Genomic DNA, 22,708 nt, shown 5'->3' on the forward strand with positions numbered 1-22,708 from the left:
TCGGGTCTGCGGGTGGGGTCCGGCCCCCGGCCGGTGGTGCCGGTGCCGGGGGCCGAGATCGGTCCTTCGTAGGGCGTGGATCAGCCGGTGGTGGCCTTGGCTGCCTTCTCGATGAGGGTGGTGACCGCGCCGGGGTCGGTGACCATGATCAGGTGGGGGCCGTTGACCTCCACCGTGTGCGCGTGGGCGCGGGCGGCCATGAATCGCTCCAGGTTCGGGGCGATCGCGTCGTCCTGCTTGGCGACCATGTACCAGGACGGGGTCGTCTGCCACGCCGGCGTTCCGGAGGGTTGGGTGGCCGAGTCCAGGCTCAGTGGCCGCTGCTCGACCGCGAGGGCCTGTTCCTGTGCTCGGGGCAGCAGGTTGTTCAAGAAGACCGTCGGGTACTTCGCCGGGTCGATCGTCAGTTCGGTGCCGGTGGTGCCGTCCGGCTTGGGGAAGCTGGACGGGATGGCGGGCACCGGCTGGATCTGGGAGGCCTGTGGCATAGCGTTCAGGCTGGCCAGGGAGTCCCCCTGGGCAGGGGCGAAGGCCGCGATGTACACCAGGGCCTTGACGTTCGCGTCGCCCATGACGGCGTTGGTGATGACGGCGCCGCCGTAGGAGTGGCCGACCAGGATGATCGGGCCCTTGATCTGCTTGAGGACGCTGTTGATGTATGCGGCGTCCGTGCTCAGGCCGCGCAGCGGGTTCGGCGGGGCGATGACCGGGTACCCGGCGGCCTGCAGGCGCTCCACCACCGGCGTCCAGCCGGCCGCGTCCGCCCACGCACCGTGGACCAGGACCACTGTGGGCTTGACGCCCTCGGTGTGGTTGACGGCCTCGGCTGCCGCGGTCACCTTGTCCGCCCCGGCATGCGTGGGGCTGGCCTGCGCGCTGCCGGTCAGCGCGATCGCCGACAGCCCCGCGGCTGCCACCGCCCCGCCGACCACCATTGCGACGTGCTTTCGGTGTTGCATCATTGCTCTCCTCTTATGCGTGATGGTGATATTGCGAAACCACCGTCGATCGGGCGATGACCGACGGTCACGGCGCCGCGGGCGATAGGGACCTGCGACGCCACGTCTTGGGCCGGGCGGTGCGTTAGCGCGTGGCCGGTATCCGTGGGGGCGGTCAGAACTCGCAGAGCGCGCTCTTGATGAACTGGGTGGCGCGTGCGGGCTGAGCGATGAAGGCGGCGTGGGAGCCGTCGATCTCCTCGGTGGTCGCGCCCATACGCGAGGCCATGAATCGCTGGGCGTCCGGCGGGATGGCGTTGTCGCGCCGGGCGATCTGGTACCAGGACGGGATGGTCTTCCAGCCGGCGGCGGTGGCCTGCTCGGTGAACGCGGCGGCTGCGAGGGGCCTTTGGGTGACGCTCATGACGTAGGCCTGCTCGGCGGGAAGGTCGGCGCAGAACGTCTGCTGGAACCAGCCGGGATCGATGTACCCGTCTGGGCCGCCGGTGGCGGCGGGTGCCTCGTACGAGGTCGGCCGAATCGTGTCGGCCAGCATCGGGGGCGGGAAGGCGGCCTGGACCGTGGCGCAACTCTCGCCCTCGTCGAGGCTGAAGGCGGCCAGGTAGATCAGGGCCTTGACGTTGTCGAGTCCGCAGGACGCCTGCGTGATCACGGCCCCGCCGTAGGAGTGACCGACGAGTACGACCGGCCCGTCGATCGTGTCGGCCACCGAGCGGACCGCTGCCGCATCGCCAGCCAGGCCGCGAAGTGGGTTGGGGGGCGCGATCAGGTTGTATCCGCAGGTCGTCAATTCGCGGATCACACCGCTGAACCCGGAGGCGTCAGCGAACGCTCCGTGGACCAGGACGACGGTGAGTTTGGTCGGATCGGGCATTGGAAGTCTCCTTCCCGATGTGAAGGTTCGTTGATTCGTCGGGAAAAGTTCGCGGAAACCGAGAATGGAAACGCGATTGCCGTCGCAGAAATCTACGAAGCCCCTTTTCCAGGACCGCCGATGGAATGATCGTCGCAGCGGACGAGCCCGGGAAGTATCAGTCGGATGACTGGACTGGAGGGCCGGAGCGCGGTCAGCGATCACGGGTGCAGCCGTCGATCCGAGCGAGACGGAGATCGAGTTACTCTGCCTGGCATGTCGCTGTGGGAATCCGTGGGTGCCCGTCCCGTGAACCTGGTCGGCCGGGTTGCGGAGCGTCGGGTACTTCAGCAGCTTGTCGAGGCTGTGCAAGGCGGCGAGAGCCGGGTCTTGGTCATATCTGGTGCGCCCGGCACGGGAAAGTCGGTTCTGCTGGAGGACATGGCCGAGCGGGCGGCAGGCTGTCGTGTCGTGCGCGCTTCCGGTGTGCAGTCGGAGATGGAGTTGGCGTTCGCCGCGCTGCATCAGTTGTGCGCGCCGTTCTTGGGCCTGTTGGAGGCTGTGCCGGAGCCGCAGGCGGTTGCGTTGCGGACGACGTTCGGCTTGGCCTCGGGGCCGGTTCCGGACCGCTTGCTGGTGGGCTTGGGCGTGTTGAGTCTGCTGGCGGAGGCGGCGGCGGAGCAGCCGTTGCTATGTCTGGTGGATGACGAACAATGGCTCGATCGCGCCTCCGCGCAGGCCTTCGGGTTCGTCGGCCGCCGCTTGGGTGCGGAGTCGGTGGGGCTGGTGTTCGCCACCCGGATGCTGAGCGCCGAGCTCGGCGGACTGCCGCAGATGTCGGTCGCGGGCTTGGACAAGGCCGACGCGTGCGATCTGCTGGATTCAGTGCTGACCATAAGGGTGGACCAGCGGGTTCGGGATCAGATCGTCGCCGAGACCCACGGCAATCCACTGGCGCTGGTGGAGCTGCCGCGAGAACTGACGGCCGCACACCTGGCCGGCGGATTCGGGCTGCCCGACGCGGTGGAGGTTCCCACCAGCGCCGAGGAGATGTTCCGCCGCCGGGCCCAGGCCCTGCCGGGCACCAGCAGGAACCTGCTACTGCTGGCCGCTGCTGACCCGACCGGTGATCCGGTGCTGTTGTGGCGGGCTGCGGAACGGCTCGCCATACCGGTCTCGGCAGCGGCGGCGGCTGCCATGGCCGGGTTGATGGAGGTGGGCGCACGGGTGCGGTTCCGTCATCCGCTGGTGCGTTCCGCCGCCTACCAGTCGGCCTCAGCCCACGAGCGCCGGTTGGTGCACGGCGCGCTGGCGCAGGTCACGGACCCGGTATCGGATCCAGACCGGCGGGCCTGGCACCGGGCACACGCCGCTGATGAGCCTGACGAGGAGGTCGCAGCCGAGCTCGAACGTTCGGCCGGACGGGCTCAGGCGCGCGGCGGCCTCGCGGCCGCCGCTGCGTTCCTTGAACGGGCGGCGATCCTGACGCCCGATCCGGTGCAACGGGCCCGCCGGGCGCTGGCCGGAGCGCAGGCCAAGCTCCAGGCGGGCGAGTTCGACGCGGCGCACGACGTGCTGGCCCTGGCCCAGGCCGGTCCCCTCGGCGAGGCGGAGCAGGCGCGGGTCACGGTCGTACAGGCTCAACTCGCGTTCGCCGCGAGCAGGGGCAGCGAGGTGCCGTCGCTGCTGCTGGCGGCGGCTGCGCGGCTTGAGCCGGTCGATGCCGGCCTGGCCCGCATGACGTACATGGATGCGATCCGCGCGGCGGTGTACGTGGGCCGTTTCGCTGCCCCGGGCGCCGATCTTTCGGCCGTGGCCCGGGCCGTGGAGGCCGCCGACCTACCGCCGCGACCCTCCCGCCTGCTGGATGACCTCGCCGCCAACTTCCCCCGCGTCGGCCTGCCGGTGCCGGAGTTCATCACCGCCTTGCGTGGCGTCGGAGATCCAGGCGCCTCCCTGGAAGGCGAGATGCGCTGGCTGTCGATGACCGGATTCGCGGCTTCCGGCGTGTGGGACTACGAACGCTGGGAGATGCTGATCAACCGGTACGTCCAGCTGTGTCGGCAGCACGGCGCCCTCACCGAGCTCCGACTCGCACTCACTGCCCGGTCGATCCAGCTGCTGGTCGCCGGAGAACTGGCCGCCGCCGGCACCGCGGTCGAGGAACTGCAAGCAGCAGTCAGCGCCACCGGAAGCAAGCTGGCGCCCTACGGAGCGGTGGCACTTGCTGCGTTCCGCGGCCGCCACAGCGAGGCGTCGGCGCTGATCGAGGCCGCCGCCACGGACGCCGAGCAGCGCGGCGAGGGACTAGCGGTCACCTCCGTTGAATGGGCGAACGCGGTGCTCAACAACGGACTCGGCCACTACGGGAAGGCGCTGGCCGCCGCGCAACGGGCCAGCGAGTACCTGAAGGAGGATCTCGGGTTGCGGAACTGGGCACTGGCGGAAATGGTCGAAGCCGCCGTGCGTACCGGAGACACTGACGCGGCACACAGCGCCTACCGCCTGCTCGCCGAGACGACTCAAGGTGGTGGAGGCCACTGGGCGCTCGGCGTCCAAGCCCGCTCGCACGCGCTGCTCGCGGCCAACGGGCAGGCCGAGGACCTGTACCTGGAGTCGATTGAACGGCTCGGCCAGGTTCCGGTCCGCGCTGAACTCGCTCGCGCCCATCTGCTCTACGGGGAGTGGCTGCGCAGGGAACGGCGGCGCGCTGACGCCCGTACTCAACTACGCCAGGCCCATGCCCTGTTCGACGCGATGGGCATGGCGGCATTCGCGGAACGGGCCGGCCGTGAACTGTGGACCACCGGACAGCCCACCGGGCAGCGCACCGCCCGCAACACCGGTGAACTGACCGCCCAGGAAGCGCAGGTCGCGAAACTGGCCAGAGACGGGCTGACCAATCCTGAGATCGGCGCCCGGCTGTTCATCAGTGCTCGTACCGTCGAGTATCACCTCGGCAAGGTCTTCGCCAAGCTCGGCATCGCCTCCCGCAGCCGACTCGACCGGGTACTGCCGTAGTCCAGCACGGAAGCCCTGGCTCTCCCGGAAGCACATGGACCGGTCGATTGAAGTTCAGACCACACCTCGTGGCTCGTCCATTCGCCGGGCAGAGCCGAGATACTTCAGTCGAACGTGTGAGGCCTGCCTTCGCGGGCGGCCAGCGCGTCCCGCAGCGCCGCGCGGGTAGTGATCCCCAGCTTCGGGTAGAGCTGGTAAAGGTGGTGACCGACGGTGCGGTGGGACAGGCTCAGCCGTTCGGCGATCTGCTTGTTGGTCAGGCCGCGAGCGGCCAGGTCCGCGATCTCCAGCTCCTGAGGGGTGAGCAGTACGTCGGCGGCTTCGCCCGATTTCCGAGACGGGCTTTGACCGGCGGCGCGAAGTTCTACGGCAGCTCTGTCCGCCCAGAGGGCAGCACCGAGTCCCTGGAAGCCAGAGAGCGCGGACGACAGACGTGTCCGCGCCTCACTGATACGCCGAGTTCGGCGCAGGTGTTCGCCATAAAGCAGTTCTGCCCGGGCGGCCTCGAACGGCCAGCGGTGCGCTTGCGGCGCCGATAGCGCAGCCTCGTAGTGCTGGTCGCTCTTTTCCGGGTCGGGTTCGGTCAGGGCCTCGATCACGGACACGTTCACCCGCATGCGCGTGGAGAGCGCGGCCATATCCGAGTCTCGGACCGCGCGGGCATGCCTTCGTGCCTCATCGGTGCGCCCGGTATGCATGGCGGCTTCGACGAGGTCGATGGCGTTCCACAAGGCGACCGGGGTGAAGGGAGCCAACTCCCCAGGTGGAGAGACGAGGCATGACTGGCGGTACGCTTCCTCGAACTGCCCGCTTCCCAGCGCGCCCAGCGCACGGACGTGGGTGGCCCAGATGGCGGCCCCGTTGGCCCCACGCGGCGCGGCCCACCGCTTGAGCTGCTCGGTCAGCGCGCGGTTGGTGTCCGTCTCGCCGCGTAGGGCGGCGACGTAGGCCTGCAGATAGCGGAAGTACCAGACGAAGAAGCTGTATCCGTGCTCGTCGCAGATCTTCAGCCCTTCCGCGGTGAGAACGTCGACCTCGTCCCAACGGCCTGCGAACAGATCTCCGGCGCACAGGTGCATGAGGGCGGAAATGTGGCGGCGAGCGGGGCTCTGGCCACGGCGGCCCTGACGCACCACACGCCACGACTTCTCCCGCACTGTTTCCAACCGGTCGGCGAACACCGACGCGGTGGCCAGACGGATCACGCGAGTCGGGTCTGTCTCATCGGAGGCTGCTCGCAGCGCCCGCTCCAAGCGCTCCACCGCCTCACCCCCCGTGCGGGCCGCGTCGCCGAAGATCCGGGAGTTCAGCCACAGCAGTTCGCAGACCTCGTCGCCAAGGTGGTCCACGGCCCGGATCAGCGGCTTCCACAGCTCGGCGCGTCCGCCGTACCAGCACAGCAGGAGCAGGGTGTGTAATGCCTCGGCGAGTGCGAAGCCGTCCCTCGGTTCATCAGAGGCCAGGTGGGCGTCTATCGCGTCGGTCAGCAGGCTGTGCGCCGTCTCCACGTTGCTGTCACTGTTGATGAGCAGGTGGGCGGTGGCGGCCGCAGCCAGGAGCGAACGATGCAAAGCGGGGTCCGCCTCGCGGGCGCTGTCCAGTAAGACCGAGGCGTTGCGTAGGGCGCCGCCGGAGTCCGCGCCGATATACGCGGCTTCTGCGAGCCTTCGGCTCCTATCGGCGGCCAGTGGGCTGAGTCGTGCGGCATGGCAAAGCGCGGCGACGGCGCCGGCCGCGTCTCCACGCGCCAAGATGCGCTGGGCTACCGCTTCCAGTTGCTCGGCGACGGTCTCGTCAGGCGTAGCGGTGGCCTCGGCGAGATGCCAGGCGCGTCGCTCGGGGAACGCGTCCAGTGCTTCGGCCAGCGTAAGGTGCGCCACCCGGCGTTCACCGGAGCTCGCAGTCTCCACCACAGCGGATGCCAGTAGGGGATGACTGAAGGTGAGCCGATACGACGCCAGGTCCACGACCACCACGCGCGCTCGCTCCGCGGAACCGAGAACGTTCACGCATGATGCGCCCACGCACGCCTCGATTGCCGACAGGTCACCTGTGCCGTCGAGTGCGGCCAACAGCAGTGCCTGCCGACACTCCGGCGGGAGTTCCGCGACGCGCCCTGCGAATAGCGCCTTCAGTCGTTCGTTGAGCGGCAGGATCGAGGGCATGTCGATCTCCGCTCGTTGCTGCGGGCTGGACAGCGCTTCAGGCAGTTCGACCAGTGCTAGTGGGTTGCCGCGCGCGGCCTCGACGATACGGCGCCTGACGCTGAAGGCGAGTTGGGGGTGGGTGACCCTGAGCAACTCGTGGGAGGAGATCTCCGGCAGCGGCTTGAGGACGTACTCGGGCAGGCCGTTTCGTTCGAAGTAGCCGTCGGAATCCGAGCGGCCGGCGGCCAGGAACCCGATCTTGCTGCCGCTCAGGCGGCGCGCCACGAATCCGAAGACCACCGACGTTGCCCGGTCCAGCCAGGGTATGTCGTCCACTACCAGCAGGGCCGGAGCCTCCTCCGCGACCTGGCGGAGCAAGAGCAAAGTCGCCGTCGACACCAGCAACAGGTCGGGGGCTGGACCGGAACCGATGCCGGTCGCCACTCGCAGGGCGTCGCGGTGCAGCTCGCTGAGGCGTTCCAGGTACGGTAAGAGCGGGACGAGCAGTTGGTTGAGGCCCGAGTAGCTGATACAGGCTTCGAACTGGACACCCGTCACCCGCAGCACGGTGTAGCCGATGCCTTGGGCATCGTGGGCCGCCGTGTCCAGCAACATCGACTTGCCGATGCCCGGCTCGCCCGTCACCACCAGCGCACCGCCCGCGGCGGATAGGCCTTTGATGAAGTGGCCGACGACGGCCAAGCTCTCTTCCCTGCCGACCATCAGCCGTACGGGATGTACCGAAGAGGTTGCCATCAGAGCGCTCCTGGGTGGAGGTGTGGGTGTCGAAGTCCGTCCTGATGGGCATGCCGTCGTGACGCGAGGCGGCCATCGAGCTGGCAGAAGGCGAGAAAGCCCTTCCAGCCTGCGGCGATCGCGGGCGCTCGCGCATCAGGGAGTCCCCAGCCGAATTACGTGCCGCCAAGAGGAAACGACTAGGGAGGCAGGGCTGATCAACTGGATGCCACAGGTACTTCCGTGAGCAAAGAAGCCACGGCACCGCGGGCCACGACGGGCCCGCGGCACTACGCCCATGACGAGCGGCGGCCTATCTAGCGTGCGGCCAGGTATCCGCCGTCCACCGGCAACGTCGCGCCGTGGATATGGGCGGCCCGGTCGCCGGCCAGGAACACGACAGCATCCGCGACCTCGTCGGACGTACCCGGCCGGCCGTCGGGGGCGACGGACGCGATGTCGCGCAGCACGGCGTGGTACGGGGCGTTCTCCCGCGTCATCGTCGGACCCGGGACGACGGCGTTGACCCGGACGCCCTTCGGCGCCAGCTCCGCGGCCCACGAGGCCGTCAGCGAGTGCAGCGCGGCCTTGGTCGCGCCGTACAGGGCGGACACCGGCGACCCGATCGCGCCGCTGATCGAACCGATGTTGACGATCACGCCGCCACCGCTGTCGACCATGGCCGGCGCGAGCGCGGCGACCAGCAGCGCCGGGGCCTTCACGTTCACGCCGAAGGCCGCGTCGGCCATCTGCTCGCCGACCTCGGTGAGCGACTGCGCCGGAATGAGCACTGCGGCGTTGTTGACCAGCAGGTTGATCGGTCCGCCCACCCGCTCGGCGGCCTCGCGGGCCAGCCGGGCCACGGCCAGACCGCCCTCGGCCAGATCGGCGCGCACGAAGTGCGCGGTGCCGCCCGCGGCGTGGATCTCCTTGATCACCGCCTCGCCGGCAGCGTCGTCGCGGCCTGACACCACCACGGCCGCACCCTCGCGGGCCAGGGCCAGGGCGACCGACCGCCCGATGCCCGAGGTCGATCCGGTCACCAGGGCGCGGCGCCCCGACAACTGCGGGGAAGAAACAGGGGTGGTCATGAGGTGTGCCTTTCGAGGCTGTTGTGGACAGGGGATATCGGCGCCAGGCGCGGCGGGCGGACGAGGAGCGTCACGCCGACCAGCGCCTCGAACAGCAAGATCGTGTAGACCGAGACGCGCTCAGGGACGCCGCCGGCGGCGTGGTACAGGGGCCGGTCGACCTGGAGCAGCACGAAGGCCGCCAAACCGAGCATGCCGAGCGCCGAGCATGCCGACCGCAGCCACCGCGGCACGCCGAGCCGCTCGCCCTTCGCACCGATGACGAGCGCGATCACGTTGCCGCAGACGATCGCGGCGGCGGCGCCCACGCCGTGCACGATGATGACGCCGTTGTGCAGGGCGCGGGCCGACTCGTGGAAGAACCCGATGAGGATGACCCCGACGCCGTGCGCGATCACCAGACCCCGCAGTACCCGGCCCAGCCGTCCGTCGACCTCACGCAGCAGCAACACGCCGGCCACGATGAACAGCACGCCCTGGGCGATGAACGCGGCGTCCATCACCAGGTGCCGGGGCGAGTTGATGACCCGGCCGTCGTACACGTCACCGGCGACGGGGTTCCCCAGGTCGCTGATGAAGCCGACGGCATAGCTGTAGGAGGGGTGGTGCCACGCCGAGGCTGCGATGTACTCCAGCACGGCGTACTGCACACCGGCGAGCAGCAGCAGAGCGCCTGCCGTCAGTGAGCGGACTCTCGTTCTCCGACTTCGCATGGACGCCACGGTCGCATTCAAATTTTGGGGATTCAAGTCCAAAATATAAGGTGGGCTCATGCCCACCCCGAAGACCCCCAAGGGCGAAGCGACCAGGGCCCGGATCCTGGAGGCCGCAGCCGACCTGCTGATCGCCGGCAACGGCCTGAATATCGACGACCTCTTGGGAGCGACCAGCACCAGCAAGGGCCAGTTGTTCCACTACTTCCCCGGCGGCAAGGACGAGTTGCGACGCGCGGCAGCCGAGCGCCACATCGCGCGCATGGCCGAAGTCGACGCGCCCGCGACGCTGGCCACGTGGCCGGACTGGGAGAACTGGGTCGGCCAGATCCTGCGCCGGCACGAGCAACAGCAGCGCGACGACATCTGCGAGGTCGCCGCGCTGGCCGGACGGGCACTGGACACCGACCGGGTGACCCGCGACCTGGTCGGCGGAATGTACGAGCAGTGGGCCGGCCAACTGCGGAATCAACTCACTGATATGCAGCGCGACGGCTTGCTGCGGGCCGACGCGCCAGTCACGGAGCTCGCGTCCGCGCTCCTCGCGGCGCTTCAGGGCGGGGCGGTCATCGACAAGGCCACCGGATCACATCACCACTTGGAGCACGCCTTACGCCAGGCGCTCGTCTTGCTGCGCACATATGCGCTCTGAACGCCGCTGCCGAGCCTGATCGAGCAGCCCGAGCACCGTACAATCATGACCGCTGCGTAATCTGACGTCATCGCCAAATCCGAACCGCGGCCGTCATTGGATACGCCCGATTCCCTTACCTCACGCCCTCACCATCACGCCGACCTCGACTCCAGTACCGCCTCCCGCGCAGCGTCGGCGCCGAGCGCGGCCAAGGCGCGCCGTGCGGTGTCCGCCTCGGCCCGCACCTCGTCGATCCGCACCTCCAGCAGCGCGATACGCTCGCGGGCGCGCTCCAGCTCGTCCTTCGCGTAGCGGCCGTCGGCCTCCTGGCGGGCGGTGTCCTGGCGCAGTTGGTCGGCCAGTTCGGAGAAGTGCTTGCGTGCCGTGTCGAGATCCTGGATCGCCAGGTCGGCGGCGGCCTCGGCGATCAGTGCGCGCTGCTCGGCGGCGACCGACTGGCGCGCCGCGACGCGGGTCACCGCCGCGATGCGGCTCTCGGCGGTTTCCGAGTCGGTGATACTCGCCAGTTCCTCGATGTAGGACGGTAGTAGCGCGGACAGCTGGCCGATCAGCTCGACGATCTTTTCGCGCGACGCGTAGTGGGCCTCGCCCGGTGCATCGGTCGCCGCAGCCTTCGCGACCGCTACGGCCATGCTTATCTTGTCCTGGGCCTGCTCCACAGCTTCCGGCGCGATCGGCACGGCCAGCTCGAGTTCCTCGGGGGCGGGCGCAGAGGACAGCCAGGACGCCGAGGTCGAAGCTTGAGCCGCGACCGTGTTGTCGTCTCCGGCCACGACTGTCGTGTCCGCCGCGACTATCGCCTTGTCGACGCCGGCATTCTTCTGCTGACGCCGGGCACGGAAGCGCCGGAACAGGTTCAGCGGGTTGTGGTCGGGGTCGGCGCAGAAGCGTGGCGCGGCGGTCGAGGTTCCCGGGACTGTCGGCTCAGCCGGATTTTCGCATCCGGGATAGTCGCACACGTGCGGGGTGTTGAGGGTCTGCTGTGTCATAAAGAGCGGCCTCCTGAGTAGTTCGGGTCGGTAAATTCGAACGCTGGTAAGTCCGCGCACCGCCGAGAGCGTTACACCGCGAAGAGCGCCGATCTCTCAGTCGTCGGCACTACCGCAGCCGCCGGCTCAGATCGCGGGCCTCCGACGCTTCGCGCGCGCCGGCCCAGAAGAAGTCGAGCACGCCCTCGAAGCCGCTGAGCTCTCCGAAGGTCCGCGCCGCGCCGAACGGCTGGTTCCAGAACCGTCCCGGCAGGCTCTCGTGCGGCCCGACGTAGGGTAGGGCTCCGGGATCAGCTCGTCACCCGGCGAGACCCCGAAGTTGATTCGGGCCACGGTGATCCCGAGGTCGTACGCGCCGCCCGGCATGTTGCGCGGGGCCTACTACGAGGACGCGCCGCTGTTCTCCTCGGAGATCGCGCCCGCCTACGGCCAGGGCATGAACCAGGTCATCGGCCCGTGGTTCGAGCTTCACCCACCACTTCCACCACGTCGACGAGGAGACCGGCCGGCTCCAAGGCGCCATCTCGGACCTGCAACTCCGACGCGCACGCGAGCTCATCACCGCAGCGGGTCAGCGGTTCGACTACAAGTCGTTGCCGAAGGCGGGCCACGTCATGCACGGCAGCGATCCGCAGCTGTACAGCCAGATCCTGCGCGAGTGGATCCCCACACTCGACGCCTGATCGCACCCACGGTCGCTAGCCCATGCGTGATTCGGCGATGAGCGCGTTGGCGGTGTCGGTGATCGTCTCTTCGGTGGGGCGGGGCTGCCAACCGAGCTGGGTGCGTGCCTTGCTGCTGTCGACGAGCCTGGTGCGGCCTAGCTCGGAGCGCACCATCGCCATCTGCGGGTTGCGGCGCGCGAGCAGTTTGACGGCGATGTCGGGCATGGCGCGCACGGGCACCTTCGCGGCTTCGTTCGTGAGCTTCTCACGCAGAATGCGGGCGATCTGCCGGTACCAGAGGAAGGTGCCCGAGCCGAGGAAACGCTGGCCCGCGGCGGCCGGGCTGGTCATGGCGAGGATGTGGAGTTCGGCGATGTCGCGCACGTCGACGATGTTCCAGCCGATGTTCGGCACGGCGGGTATCTCGCGGGCGAGCAGGCGGCGGATGATCTGGACCGTTCCCGGTCTGCCTGTGCCCAGCATGGGGCCCTGCATGAACGTCGGGAGGACGGCGGTCAGTTCCAGCCCGGTCGCGGCGGCGAGTTCCCAGGCGTCGCGCTCGGCGAGGATCTTGGAATCGGGGTACGCGCGGAGCGGGGTGCCGGACGGCGCTGTGAACGCCGTCTCGGTTGCGGGGGTGTCCGGGTCGCCGGTGTCGGCCGTGACGCCGGAGGAGGTGAACACGGCGCGCCCGACGCCTGCGCGGGCCGCGGCGTGCAGGACGCGGCGGGTGCCCTCACGTGCGGTGGTGATGAGGTCCACGCCCGGGCCGAAGGGCATCGGCGAGGCGGTGTGCAGCACGTGATCGGCACCGGCGGTCGCCGCGTCCCAGCCGTCGTCGTGCAGGAGGTCGGCAGCCGCGAACTCGATGGTCCCGGCGGCTCGCGCCCCGGCCTGCGCACTCACCGCGTCGCGCACCTGTTGGGCTTTGTCGAGGCTGCGCACGGTGGTGCGCACTCGGTAGCCGCGCTGGAGCAGGCCCGCGATCACCCAGCCGGCCAGGTAGCCGGTTCCGCCGGTGACGAGTACCGTCTCGCCGACATGACTGTCCGTCATCTAGTCCTCCAAAGTCATTGAGTTTCTCATTGATATTTGGAGCGTACCATGGGTCCATGACCGTAAACCGTGACGCGAAGGCACCGCCGACCCGTCCCGCGGACGTCGAGCGGAAAGCCGAGATCGTCCGCGTTCTCATGGAGGTGGGAAACGCCGCGGACGCGGTCGTGGCCCAGGTGCTCAGCGAGTTCGGGGTTCCGACTTCCGTCGCCGGCACACTGTGGGCGCTCGCTCCGGGAACCGAGCCGCCGACGATGCGGGAGGTGGCGGCCCGCCTGCGGTGCGACCCTTCCACCGTGAGTCTGGCCGCCGACAAACTCCAGAGCATGGGACTCCTCGCCCGTCAGCCTCATCCGGCCGACGGTCGCAAACGCACCCTGGTCCTCACCGAACAAGGGCACGAACTGTGGGAGACGCTCAGGGCGCGCCTGCACGCCTCCGGGCTCTTCGTCGGTCTCGACGCGCAGGAACAGGACACCTTGCTCGAGCTACTGAGGAAGATGCGGAACCTGCAACGCCCGTAGCCGATCCCTGACCGACTACCAAGGCCGCAGCCGTGCCTGGTCGGCCTTGCTTCCTCGGCGGGGCCGAACGCGGATTGCGTTGTCCGGGCCCGCGCTCGGCGAAGGCCCGATGGCGTGGCCCCACGCGCCCAACGGCGTGCTCGACAGGCTTGCTGCCGTCAAAACCGGCTATCCGGTTGCGGATCGGTCCCACTGCACGAGGCGTTGACCGATCATGCGGCCAGCGGAGTCGGAGCACCGTCGCGGCCTTCGGCTGCCGGCCGGGCCAACTCGTCCAGGGACAGCCCGAGAACGGCCGCGACGGCGGCGATGGTGAAGAAGGAGGGCGTCGGCGCCCGGCCGGTCTCGATCTTGCGAAGAGTCTCGGCGGACACCCCGGCGGCCATCGCGACCTCCGTCATACTGCGGTCGCCCCGGGCCTGCCGCAGCAGGACACCGAGCTGCCGACCGCGTTCGAGCTCGGACCGGGTCAGTGGGTTGCGCACCATGACCGTGATACTAATACCGGTATAGTAATTGGGCCAACGCGGGCCGACCGGAAGGGTACGGATCATGGTGGAGTTGAAGACGGCGGCGGAGTTGGACGCCATGCGCGAGGCGGGGCGCGTGGTCGGCACGATCCTGGACACCGTGCGGCAGGTCGCGGACGTGCACGTCAGTCTGCGCGAGCTGGACGAGGCGGCGCGCGCCGTGCTGCGCGAGGCCGGGGCGGGCTCGCCGTTCCTGAACTACCGCCCGCACTTCGCCGCGACGCCGTTCCCGGCGGTGATCTGCACCTCGGTGAACGACGCCATCGTGCACGGCATCCCCGACGACTACCGGCTGCGCGACGGCGACCTGCTCGGCGTCGACTGCGGTGCGATCGTGGACGGCTGGGCCGGCGACGCCGCCATCAGCTTCATCGTCGGGACCCCGCAGCCCGCGGACTCCCGCCTGATCGACACCGCGGAGCAGGCCCTGGCCGCCGGCATCGCCGCGGCCGTGGTCGGCGCCCGCATCGGCGACATCTCCCACGCCATCGGTAGCATCGCCCGAGCCGCCGGCTACGGCATCATGGAGGACTTCGGCGGTCACGGCATCGGCCGCCACATGCACGAGGACCCCGGCGTCCCGAACGAGGGCCGGCCCGGCAGGGGTCTGCGACTGCGGCACGGCATGACCTTCGCCATCGAACCGATGCTCATCGCCGGCGGCCGCGACAAGTACCGCACCGCCGCCGACGGCTGGACCCTGCTCACCACCGACGGCAGCCGCGCCGCGCACGTCGAGCACACCATCGCCGTCACCGACGACGGCCCGCGCATCCTGACCGTGCCCTGACATCCGGAAGCACGCCGACCGTTCGGCTGCCGTTCCCGCCGCCCGGGATGGTTCGGTCCAGCGCTCCGTCACCCCGTGTGCGGCGTCGGCCAGGGTCTAAGCGTCTTGATGGTGCGTGCGCGCCGCTGATCGATTCGTCGACGGAAGTCTTCGGCCGGTGCCACGGTCCACAGGAAAGCGGAACCGACGCCTTCGACGACAATCCCGTGCGCGGTGGCCTCGGCGTCAAGATCGCCGCTGACGCTGCCGTCGCGCTGCCCATCCCGCAGGGCTTCGAAGATGTCAGCACGCAGCTGGCCGATCCAACCGGCGGCACGGGCGGCCATGCCGGATCCCTTGCCCGCGGCCTGAAACTCAAGCCGCCCGATGCGCGGCATCAACGAAGGGACGATCATGAGTGCCTCAGTAATCCAGTCCTTTTACGACGCGATGAAGTCGCAGGACCCGGCCGCACTAGCCGCGTCACTCGCCGACGACGTCGTCATCACCGAGCCCTCGGCGCTGCCGTACGGCGGGACGACCACCAGCCGCGACGAGTTCTTCCAGAAGGTTCCCGGTTGGCTGGATCAGTTTGCGACGTGGCAGTTCGTCGAGGGAGAGATTTTCGGGGACGGCGACCGCCTCGCGGGCCTCTGGAGCGCGGTCTTCACCGCGCACGCCAGCGGTGAGACCTTCGGCTATCAGCAATTCGAGCGGTACGAGGTGAGGGGCCGTGCGATCAGCAAGGTAGATGTCTACCAGTCCGACACGCAGGGGCTGGTCGACTTCTTCAAGAAGTACGGGCCGGCCTGGTAAGGAAGGACGTCGAGACTACGCGCAGTGGTTCGTTCCCGCCGAGAGGTTCCAACCGGACGCCTCGGCGCAGCAAACTCGGCGAGTCGGATGCTCATGGGCGTGAGCTGATGATGGCTTGTGCCGCGCGATAGAGGGACTGGGACACGGTCGTCGGGTCGCTGAGGTAGCCGCTGACCATGGCGCCGTCGCGGATGAGGATGAGCTGGTCGGCGATGCTGGCCGGCTCGGCGAGGCCGAGCGGGGTGATCATTTCTTCGAGAACGGTCTTGAACCAGTTGCGGTGTGCGGCGACGGTCTGGCGGACCGGGTGGTCCGAGTCGGCGTATTCGGCCGCCGCGTTGATGAACGGGCAACCGCGGAAACCGGGTGCGCAACTGGCCGCGCCGACACTCTCGGCGAACAGCCGGATCGCTTGGCCGGGGTCGCCGTCGGCCTGCGTCAGAATCGCCGCGACATCGAGGCGTTCCTGCTCGGACCGTTGTTCCAGGTAGGCCACGACCAGGTCGTCCTTGGTGCGGAAGTGCCGATAGAACGTCACTTTCGTGATACCGGTCCGCTCGATGATCTTGTCTGCGCTGATGGCGCGCAGGCCCTGCGCGTAGAAGAGCCCGGTCGCCGCTTCGATGATGCGGTCGCGGGTGGACATCTTCGCCGGACCCGGCGCGCTCATCTCGTCCTTTGCCACGATTGTGCAGTGTTTCACGGCCTTCGGCCCACTCAGAACCCCTGGCGGGCGAGCCAGTCCAGACTGTAGTCGGCGACGTCGCGCCAGCCGTGGTCGAGCACCATCGAGTGTCCACGGCGGGGGAACAGGTGATAGTCGGTCGTGGCGTGGCCGGCAGAGTACAGCTTGGCGGCGGCTTTGACGACGGCCGGGGGAACGATGTGGTCCGCACCGCCGGCGATGAACAGCAGTGGGCCCCGGTCGTCCAGGCGGGTGTCGACGGCGGCCGGGGAGGCTGAGGCTCGCCGGAGATTCGAGGTGGCGACTTCGAACGCGGGCCGTCCGGGGCCGGGGATGGTCCATCGGTCGAACAGGTCCTGCGATTCGGCGGCGGGCAGCGCATTCCCGAAACCGAAGCGGAACTGCTCGGCGGTCAGGGAGATCGCGCGGTGCCGGTTGCCGGGTCGGCGCAGTGCCGGGGATCCAGATCGGAGCTGGACCAGCGGGATCCGCAGCACGCCCTTGATCTGGCCGGGGTCTATCGCGATCGCGGCCGCGGCGGTTCCCTGGGCTAGGAGTTTCTGGGCTATCAGGCCTCCGAGGGAGTGCCCGATGACGATCGGCTTCGCCGACAGGTCGGCGATCGCGTTCCCGTAGGCGGTGGTGAGGTCGTTGATGCCGAGCCCTGCGAGCCGTTCCGGGTGTTCGCGGGTGTCCTGCACGCTCGCTCCATCGCCCGGGTAGCCCGGGGCGCTGGGGTCGTATCCGGCGGATTCGAACATCTCCAGCCAGTTGCTCCATGCCGTGGCGTGGAGCCACAGGCCGTGGATGAAAACGACGGGTGTCTTCGGCATCAGGCCTCCAGTCTCTATGTAGACGAACTAGTACGTCTACAAGGACCATACCTCGTTCGAAAGGGCGGCCGGAGGCAGGGTGCGGATACCCGCCGAAGCCGTCGTCCTGGTCCAGCCCGGAGCTGCGTGACGGTCGCGCACTGGGCGATGCCCGGCTCAATGCCGGATCCGGCGCATCTCCAGCAGGCCCGGAATGCTGAACTCGTCCGATTGCGACCATCCGACGACCTGCTGCTCGTCCTGGCGGATGAGGTCGGCCTTGTCGAGGACCGCGGGCAGGGCTGCGCGGGGGATGTTCAGCATGCCGTGTTCGTCACCGTGGAGGATGTCGCCGGGGTCGACGTGCATTCCGGCGACGGCCGCTGGACAGCCGACCTCGATGAGGCGCATGTGTGCGCGCGCGACGCACAGGCCGGTCGCGTAGACCGGATAGGGGTAGCAGCGCAGTTCTTCGATGTCGCGGACGCGGCCGTTGGTCACCAGCCCGCGGACGCCGAGCGCTGCGAGCAGGGCGCCGTTGACTTCGCCGAGGAAGGCGCCGGCCCCGGGCAGGGTGTCGCAGTCCTCGATGACGACCACGACCGGCCCGGACGTTTTGCTGATCGCTTCGTGGAGCACGGAGACGGGGACAGCATCGTTGCCGGGATCGCGGGCGACCATCCTGGCGGTGACGGCGAAACCCACTATGGGCTCGGCGCCGGTGAGGCGTTGGATCGAACCGTCGGTATAGCCGGCGTTGAAGGGGCGCAGTCGCAGGGCATCGAGCGCGTTGCTCAGTGCCGGGGTGTCCCAGGCGGCCAGCGCCTCGATCTCGGCGGAGGCGGAGGCGGAGGCGGGGGTGGGGGTGGAGGTGTTCATGCGTGCATGCCGCCTTCCGACGGTTCGATGTCGATGACGAGCGAATGATGGGTGTCGACGGTGACCAGGCAGTCGGGGCCGACGGCGCAGGAGGTCTCGCGGTCTTCGAAGACGGCGGGGCCGCGGATCACCGTTCCCGGGGCGAGGACGCCCCGGTCGTGCACCGCGGCCTCGACGTCGCCCAGGTCGGGGAACCGTATGGTGCGCCGGGAGCGCGGCCCGGGTCCGGCGGGCCCGGGGCCCGCGGGCTCGGGCCGGTGGTCGGGCAAGGTCGGCGGGCCGGGTCGGTTCCCGGACAAGCGCCAGCTGACGACCTCGGGCGCCCCGTCCTCGATCACGCGTCCGTAGAGGCTCGCGTAGGTACGGGCGAAAGCCTCTCGAATCCGGCCGCCGTCGTCGGACAGGTCGCCGTCGGGGAGCGGTACGGTGATCTGGAATCCCTGGCCGAGATAGCGCATGTCCGCAGCGCGTCGTAGAACGACCGGTTCGGCTTCGGCATCGGCTTCGGCGCCAAGCACGCCGCGTACCTGCGACTCCATGTCCTTGTAGAGCTCTGCCACCCGGCTCCAATCGACGCGGGTCAGGGCGCAGGGGTGAGCGCGCACCGCGTCGGCTGAGGGGACGGCGGCGAGGAACCCGAAAGCCGACATCACGCCGGCCCCGGCCGGAACGATGATCCGCCGCAGCTTGAGCAGCTTGGCCAGGCGGTAGGCGTGCACCGGCCCGGCGCCGCCGAACGCCACCAGCGTGAAGTCCCTCGGGTCGCGGCCCCGCTCGGCCAGATGGGTGCGGGCCGCGGCCGCCATCGTCGCGGTGACGATCTGCTCGACGCCGTCGGCGGCGTCGGCGGCCGACCGGCCGACCGGACGGCCGAGCTCGGCCAGTCCGGCGCGGACCGCCGCTGCGTCCAGCGCCATCTCACCGCCGAGGAAGCGCTCGGGATCCAGACGTCCGGCGAGCAGATCCGCGTCGGTGACCGTCGGACGGGTGCCGCCGCGGCCGTAGGCGATGGGGCCGGGGAGCGCCCCCGCACTGCGGGGACCGACCTTCAGCAGCCCGAGCCTGTCGACCTCGGCCAGGGAACCGCCGCCGGCGCCGATCTCGATCATGTCGACGACGGTGAGCTTGAGCGGCAGGCCGGATCCAGGCGCGAACTTGTCGAGCCGCCCGGCCTCGAAATCGTGCCGCAGCCGGGGCCGGCCGTCCTCGATCAGGCTCAGCTTGGCCGTGGTGCCGCCCATGTCGAACGCCACCACCCGCGGTTCGCCGCTCCGGACCGCGACCCGCGCGGCGGCGATCGCGCCCGCCGCGGGGCCGGATTCCAGCAAGGCCACCGGAAAGGCCGAGGCGTGGGCGACGGTGCACAGTCCGCCGCCGGACAGCATGATCGACAACCGGCCGGCGAAGCCGCTCGCGCGCAGGTCGGCTTCGAGCCGGCCCAGATATTCGCGGACGACCGGCTGGACGTAGGCGTTGACGCACGCGGTGTTGAAGCGTTCGTGTTCGCCGATCTCCGGAGCGGCCTCGCAGGACAGCGTGATCGCCAGGTCCGGGGCCAGGCGGCGGATCAGGTCGCGGGCCCGCCTCTCGTGCCCGGGATTGGCGTGACTGTGCAGGAAACCGACGGCCAACGCCTCGACTCCCTCGGTGTCCAGCAGGAGGCGCGCGGCGGTCAGGACCGCGTCCTCGTCCAGCGGCGTCAGCTCGGTGCCGGCGGCCGACATCCGCCCCGGGACGCCGAGCCGCAGGCGGCGCGGCACGATCGGCGGGGCCGGCCGGGCGAACAGGTCGGCCGAGTCGTGCCGGATCTCGCGGCCCATCTCCAGGATGTCCCGGAAGCCTTCGGTGGTGAGCAGCCCGACCTTTGCTCCGGTCCGCTCCAACACCGTGTTGGTGACCAGGGTGGTGCCGTGGACGACCTCGGCGACGTCCTCGACGCCGGTGGTGGTCTCGGCGAGCAGCCGCCGCAGTCCCTCGACGACCGCGCGGCCGGGAGCCTCGGGCGTCGTCGGCAGCTTGCCGGTGTGGGTCAGGCCGCGGACGGGGTCGTGCAGGACGAGGTCGGTGAAGGTGCCGCCGACGTCGACGCCGATCCGCGTGGTGCCGCGGGTTCCACCGCTGCCGGTCACCGGTCGTCCTCCGGGGCGTGCGTGATGTATCCGTGGCTCAGGTCGTGCTCGACGTCCCGGGGATCCCGCAGCTGTGGCGGGCCGTATCCGCCGCCGCCGGGGAAGGACACGGTGATGCTCTGGCCGGGCGCCAGCGCCGAGACCGACTTGAGTGCCGGTTCGGTGCCGTCGGAGTACTGCACGCGCGTGGCGGCCCCGTCGCCTCCGCCGGCGAAACCGGACGCGGGGTGCCGGGAGCGGTCGCCGAGCAGGGCCACGCGCACCGGCCGGTCGGTGGGGTTGCGGACCTCGATGTCCTGGCCGAGCCCGCCCCGGTGGGTACCGACGCCCCCGGAGTCTGCTCGGAACTCCTTGCGCCGGAACACCAGCGGCGCGTCGGCTTCCAGGGACTCGACGCTTCCGCTGCCGGAGTTGGTGGGGAAGGCGGTGGTCGAGCGTCCGTCGGCGTGGGCTGAGGCGCCCATGCCCGCGCTGGCGAACAGGATCTGGGCGAACGGCTCGCCGTCGTCGCGTCGCCCGGAGAACTGGACGCGCAGTGCCGGAGCCCCGCCGCTGTCGGCGATCACCCGGTCCGGCAGGACGCCGGCGAGCGCCTGGTAGACGGCGCAGGACAGCAGGTGTCCGGTGAGGTGGCGGGCCAGGACCGGGGCTGGGAAGGCCGGGTTCAGGATGGAACCCCGCGGCGCCGTGACGGTGATGGCGCGGTAGGAGCCGTCGTTCCCGCGCGTGGTCGGGTCCAGGAGCAGCTTGAGCGGATAGACGGTGTAGGCGGTGGTGTAGTTCAGGGTGCAGTTGGTGGCGTAGGGGACCTGCGGCGAGCTGCCCGTGTAGTCGATCTCGATTTCGTCGCCGCGAACGGTGACCGTGCACGCGATGTGCGTGGCCTGATCCGGGACGCCGTCAGCGTCGACGGCCGAGCGGTAGACCCCGTCGGGCACAGCGCGGATCGCTTCGCGCATGGCGCCGTCGGTGATGGAGTGGACTGCCTCGGCCAACGCGGCGAAGTCCGCCTCCCCGGTGTCGTCGAGCAACTCGGTGGCGCGGCGGCGGCACACCTCGTGCGCGGACAGCTGGGCTTCCAGATCGCCCCACACCTGTGCGGGCAGACGCACGTTGGCCCGCAGCAGCGCGACGACCTCCTCGTTGCGCATTCCGGCCCGATACAGCCGCAGCGGCGGGATCAGCAGGCCCTCGCCAATGAGGTCGTTGACCCCGAGCCCCGGGCTTCCGCCGATGTCCGGGACGTGCGCGGCGGTACCGGCGAAGCCGACCAGGACCCCGCGGTGGAAGATCGGGGAGACCAGGGCGATGTCCGGGAGGTGCCCGGTGGCCAGCCACGGGTCGTTGGTCGCGACCACGTCGCCCTCGGCCCAGTCCCGCACGGGGAACCGGCCGAGCAGGTGGCCGGTCAGGACGCTGATCAGCGCCGCGAACGCCGGAATCCCGGCCCGGCACTCGGCGATGGTGCGTCCCGCCGGATCCATGAGCACCACGGTGTAGTCGTTGGACTCGCGGACGATGGTGGAGAACGCCGTCCGCAGCAGTACGGCCGCGGCCTCGTCGGCGATCGCGGCGAGCCGGCTCCAGCGCAGTTCGAGGTCGACCGCATCGGTGATGCCGGGGTGCGTGTTCATGCCCGCGTCCCGGGGACCGGCAGTCCGGCCAGGGGCACGTGGTGCTGCCCGGCGTGCATGTCGCGGTCGTGCAGGCTGCCCTGGACCAGCGGACGCGGGAAGGAGACCTTCACGACCCGCAGTTCCGGGAGGCGGAAGATCCGGATCGTCGACGGTGCGACGCGGTAGAGCTCGGCGACGGCGTCCTCGGAGATCACCGCGTCGGCGGCCCGGTAACCGGCGTCGTCGGCCATGAAGGCCTCCAGCGTCATCCAGAACGGCCCGGCGTTCTTGGACCGTACTTCCAAGGCGATGTCGCCGAGGGTTTTCATGAGCGGGCCTCCGCGAACTCGATACGGAACATCTCGGTGGGGGAGTCGACGGCGACGATCGGCCTGATGCTGGCGGTGGCGCGCCGGATCACCGAATCCGACACGCTGATGCGCTCCGGCCGCTTCGACGGCTGGCGCCTGATGGACCCGCTGATGGGCGCCGACGTCTCCGGGGCGACGCTCGGGGTGGTCGGCATGGGACGGATCGGCCGAGCCGTCGCGCGCCGCGCGTATGCGGCTTTCGGCATGCGGATTCTGTACAGCGGCTCGACACCGAAGAGCGGTCTGCCCTTCGAGGCAGAGTATGTGGCGCTGCCGGAGTTGTTGGCGGCCTCTGACTTCGTGAGCTTGCACGCTCCGCTGACCGCCGGGACGCACCACCTGATCGACTCCGAAGCGCTGGCCCGCATGCGGCCCACGGCCTTCTTGATCAACACTTCGCGCGGCCCGCTGGTCGACGAGACGGCGCTGGCGCGCGCTCTGGCTGCCGGAACGATCGCCGGCGCCGCACTCGACGTGTTCGAGCACGAACCGCAGGTACATCCTGATCTGATGTCCCGGACCGAGCGTGTGGTCCTCACCGCACACGCCGGCAGTGCGACGGCTCGAACCCGGGAGCACATGTCGATGCTGGCGGTGGAGGGACTGCTCGCTGCGCTCGGAGTGGCGGGCTGACTTCCCGCAGGCGGGGGGCCGAGGCGAGCGGGAAGATGCCCACCCGCGCGATGCCGATCT

Annotated in this window: 21 protein-coding genes; 6 read left to right on the forward strand and 15 right to left on the reverse strand. The window is 69.7% G+C overall.

Translation table 11 applies throughout. The annotated features are described in order from the left end of the window. Window positions 1–80: 80 nt before the first annotated feature. Together ABH926_RS43425 and ABH926_RS43430 are read right to left on the reverse strand one after the other, a co-directional pair. Window positions 81–962: an alpha/beta fold hydrolase gene (locus ABH926_RS43425; protein WP_370372501.1), complete on the reverse strand. Its 882-nt coding sequence runs from the start codon at window positions 960–962 to the stop codon at window positions 81–83. A gap of 151 nt (window positions 963–1,113) precedes the next feature. Next, window positions 1,114–1,833: an alpha/beta hydrolase gene (locus ABH926_RS43430; RefSeq protein WP_370372503.1), complete on the reverse strand. Its 720-nt coding sequence runs from the start codon at window positions 1,831–1,833 to the stop codon at window positions 1,114–1,116. 255 nt (window positions 1,834–2,088) lie between these two features. On the opposite strand from ABH926_RS43430, the gene ABH926_RS43435 reads away from it, so the two are divergent. After that, the gene (locus ABH926_RS43435; RefSeq protein ID WP_370372505.1) at window positions 2,089–4,833 is read left to right on the forward strand and encodes an AAA family ATPase; all 2,745 of its coding nucleotides are present in this window, start codon (window positions 2,089–2,091) and stop codon (window positions 4,831–4,833) included. Window positions 4,834–4,937: 104 nt separating this feature from the next. Here ABH926_RS43435 and ABH926_RS43440 read toward each other — a convergent pair whose 3' ends face one another. The 3 genes from ABH926_RS43440 to ABH926_RS43450 all read right to left on the reverse strand — a co-directional run bounded on the left by ABH926_RS43440 (window position 4,938) and on the right by ABH926_RS43450 (window position 9,519). Further along, complete coding sequence (locus tag ABH926_RS43440; RefSeq protein ID WP_370372507.1) at window positions 4,938–7,736, reverse strand: AAA family ATPase; 2,799 nt, start codon at window positions 7,734–7,736, stop codon at window positions 4,938–4,940. A 296-nt stretch (window positions 7,737–8,032) separates the two neighbouring features. Then, complete coding sequence (locus ABH926_RS43445; RefSeq protein ID WP_370372509.1) at window positions 8,033–8,806, reverse strand: SDR family NAD(P)-dependent oxidoreductase; 774 nt, start codon at window positions 8,804–8,806, stop codon at window positions 8,033–8,035. After that, window positions 8,803–9,519, reverse strand: a complete 717-nt coding sequence (locus tag ABH926_RS43450; RefSeq protein ID WP_370372511.1) for a DUF998 domain-containing protein — start codon at window positions 9,517–9,519, stop codon at window positions 8,803–8,805. The genes ABH926_RS43445 and ABH926_RS43450 overlap by 4 nt, the downstream gene beginning before the upstream one ends. A 58-nt stretch (window positions 9,520–9,577) precedes the next feature. On the opposite strand from ABH926_RS43450, the gene ABH926_RS43455 reads away from it, so the two are divergent. Further along, complete coding sequence (locus ABH926_RS43455) at window positions 9,578–10,171, forward strand: TetR/AcrR family transcriptional regulator (protein ID WP_370372513.1); 594 nt, start codon at window positions 9,578–9,580, stop codon at window positions 10,169–10,171. A gap of 134 nt (window positions 10,172–10,305) precedes the next feature. Here ABH926_RS43455 and ABH926_RS43460 read toward each other — a convergent pair whose 3' ends face one another. Both ABH926_RS43460 and ABH926_RS43465 read right to left on the reverse strand, forming a co-directional pair. Beyond that, a complete protein-coding gene (locus ABH926_RS43460) occupies window positions 10,306–11,163 on the reverse strand; it encodes a hypothetical protein (RefSeq protein ID WP_370372515.1) in 858 nt (285 codons plus the stop codon). A gap of 698 nt (window positions 11,164–11,861) precedes the next feature. Continuing rightward, on the reverse strand, window positions 11,862–12,884 hold the full coding sequence (locus ABH926_RS43465; RefSeq protein ID WP_370372517.1) for an NAD-dependent epimerase/dehydratase family protein: 1,023 nt from the start codon (window positions 12,882–12,884) through the stop codon (window positions 11,862–11,864). Window positions 12,885–12,940: 56 nt separating this feature from the next. Between ABH926_RS43465 and ABH926_RS43470 the strand changes: the two genes are divergently transcribed. Continuing rightward, window positions 12,941–13,408, forward strand: a complete 468-nt coding sequence (locus ABH926_RS43470; protein WP_370372520.1) for a MarR family winged helix-turn-helix transcriptional regulator — start codon at window positions 12,941–12,943, stop codon at window positions 13,406–13,408. Between the two features lie 212 nt (window positions 13,409–13,620). On the opposite strand, the gene ABH926_RS43475 is transcribed toward ABH926_RS43470, so the two are convergent. Then, window positions 13,621–13,896, reverse strand: coding sequence for a helix-turn-helix domain-containing protein (locus ABH926_RS43475; protein WP_370372522.1), 276 nt, complete (start codon window positions 13,894–13,896; stop codon window positions 13,621–13,623). Window positions 13,897–13,960: 64 nt separating this feature from the next. Between ABH926_RS43475 and map the strand changes: the two genes are divergently transcribed. Continuing rightward, entirely contained in the window at window positions 13,961–14,728 is a 768-nt protein-coding gene (gene map, locus ABH926_RS43480; RefSeq protein ID WP_370372524.1) for a type I methionyl aminopeptidase, read from the forward strand. 68 nt (window positions 14,729–14,796) lie between these two features. Here map and ABH926_RS43485 read toward each other — a convergent pair whose 3' ends face one another. Continuing rightward, window positions 14,797–15,123 carry a hypothetical protein gene (locus ABH926_RS43485; protein WP_370372526.1) on the reverse strand — a complete coding sequence of 109 codons (327 nt, stop codon included), beginning with the start codon at window positions 15,121–15,123 and terminating at the stop codon, window positions 14,797–14,799. On the opposite strand from ABH926_RS43485, the gene ABH926_RS43490 reads away from it, so the two are divergent. Beyond that, window positions 15,122–15,523 (forward strand): nuclear transport factor 2 family protein, encoded by a 402-nt coding sequence (locus ABH926_RS43490; RefSeq protein ID WP_370372528.1) that lies wholly within the window; start codon window positions 15,122–15,124, stop codon window positions 15,521–15,523. The two genes, ABH926_RS43485 and ABH926_RS43490, sit on opposite strands and share 2 nt — an antisense overlap. Before the next feature lie 91 nt (window positions 15,524–15,614). Here the strand turns inward: ABH926_RS43490 and ABH926_RS43495 are convergent, their stop codons facing one another. The 6 genes from ABH926_RS43495 to ABH926_RS43520 form a co-directional block, all read right to left on the reverse strand. Then, the gene (locus ABH926_RS43495) at window positions 15,615–16,208 is read right to left on the reverse strand and encodes a TetR/AcrR family transcriptional regulator (protein ID WP_370372530.1); all 594 of its coding nucleotides are present in this window, start codon (window positions 16,206–16,208) and stop codon (window positions 15,615–15,617) included. 32 nt (window positions 16,209–16,240) lie between these two features. After that, window positions 16,241–17,041: an alpha/beta hydrolase gene (locus tag ABH926_RS43500; protein WP_370372532.1), complete on the reverse strand. Its 801-nt coding sequence runs from the start codon at window positions 17,039–17,041 to the stop codon at window positions 16,241–16,243. A 156-nt stretch (window positions 17,042–17,197) separates the two neighbouring features. Beyond that, the gene (locus ABH926_RS43505; RefSeq protein ID WP_370372534.1) at window positions 17,198–17,899 is read right to left on the reverse strand and encodes an RraA family protein; all 702 of its coding nucleotides are present in this window, start codon (window positions 17,897–17,899) and stop codon (window positions 17,198–17,200) included. Further along, window positions 17,896–20,028 carry a hydantoinase/oxoprolinase family protein gene (locus ABH926_RS43510; RefSeq protein WP_370372536.1) on the reverse strand — a complete coding sequence of 711 codons (2,133 nt, stop codon included), beginning with the start codon at window positions 20,026–20,028 and terminating at the stop codon, window positions 17,896–17,898. Before ABH926_RS43510 ends, ABH926_RS43505 begins: the two co-directional genes overlap by 4 nt. Then, on the reverse strand, window positions 20,025–21,662 hold the full coding sequence (locus tag ABH926_RS43515; RefSeq protein ID WP_370372538.1) for a hydantoinase B/oxoprolinase family protein: 1,638 nt from the start codon (window positions 21,660–21,662) through the stop codon (window positions 20,025–20,027). The genes ABH926_RS43510 and ABH926_RS43515 overlap by 4 nt, the downstream gene beginning before the upstream one ends. Beyond that, window positions 21,659–21,973 carry a DUF4387 domain-containing protein gene (locus ABH926_RS43520; protein ID WP_370372540.1) on the reverse strand — a complete coding sequence of 105 codons (315 nt, stop codon included), beginning with the start codon at window positions 21,971–21,973 and terminating at the stop codon, window positions 21,659–21,661. The genes ABH926_RS43515 and ABH926_RS43520 overlap by 4 nt, the downstream gene beginning before the upstream one ends. Before the next feature lie 36 nt (window positions 21,974–22,009). On the opposite strand from ABH926_RS43520, the gene ABH926_RS43525 reads away from it, so the two are divergent. Beyond that, entirely contained in the window at window positions 22,010–22,648 is a 639-nt protein-coding gene (locus tag ABH926_RS43525; RefSeq protein ID WP_370372542.1) for an NAD(P)-dependent oxidoreductase, read from the forward strand. The last annotated feature ends 60 nt before the right edge of the window (window positions 22,649–22,708 follow it).

Source organism: Catenulispora sp. GP43 (assembly GCF_041260665.1).
GTDB lineage: Bacteria > Actinomycetota > Actinomycetes > Streptomycetales > Catenulisporaceae > Catenulispora.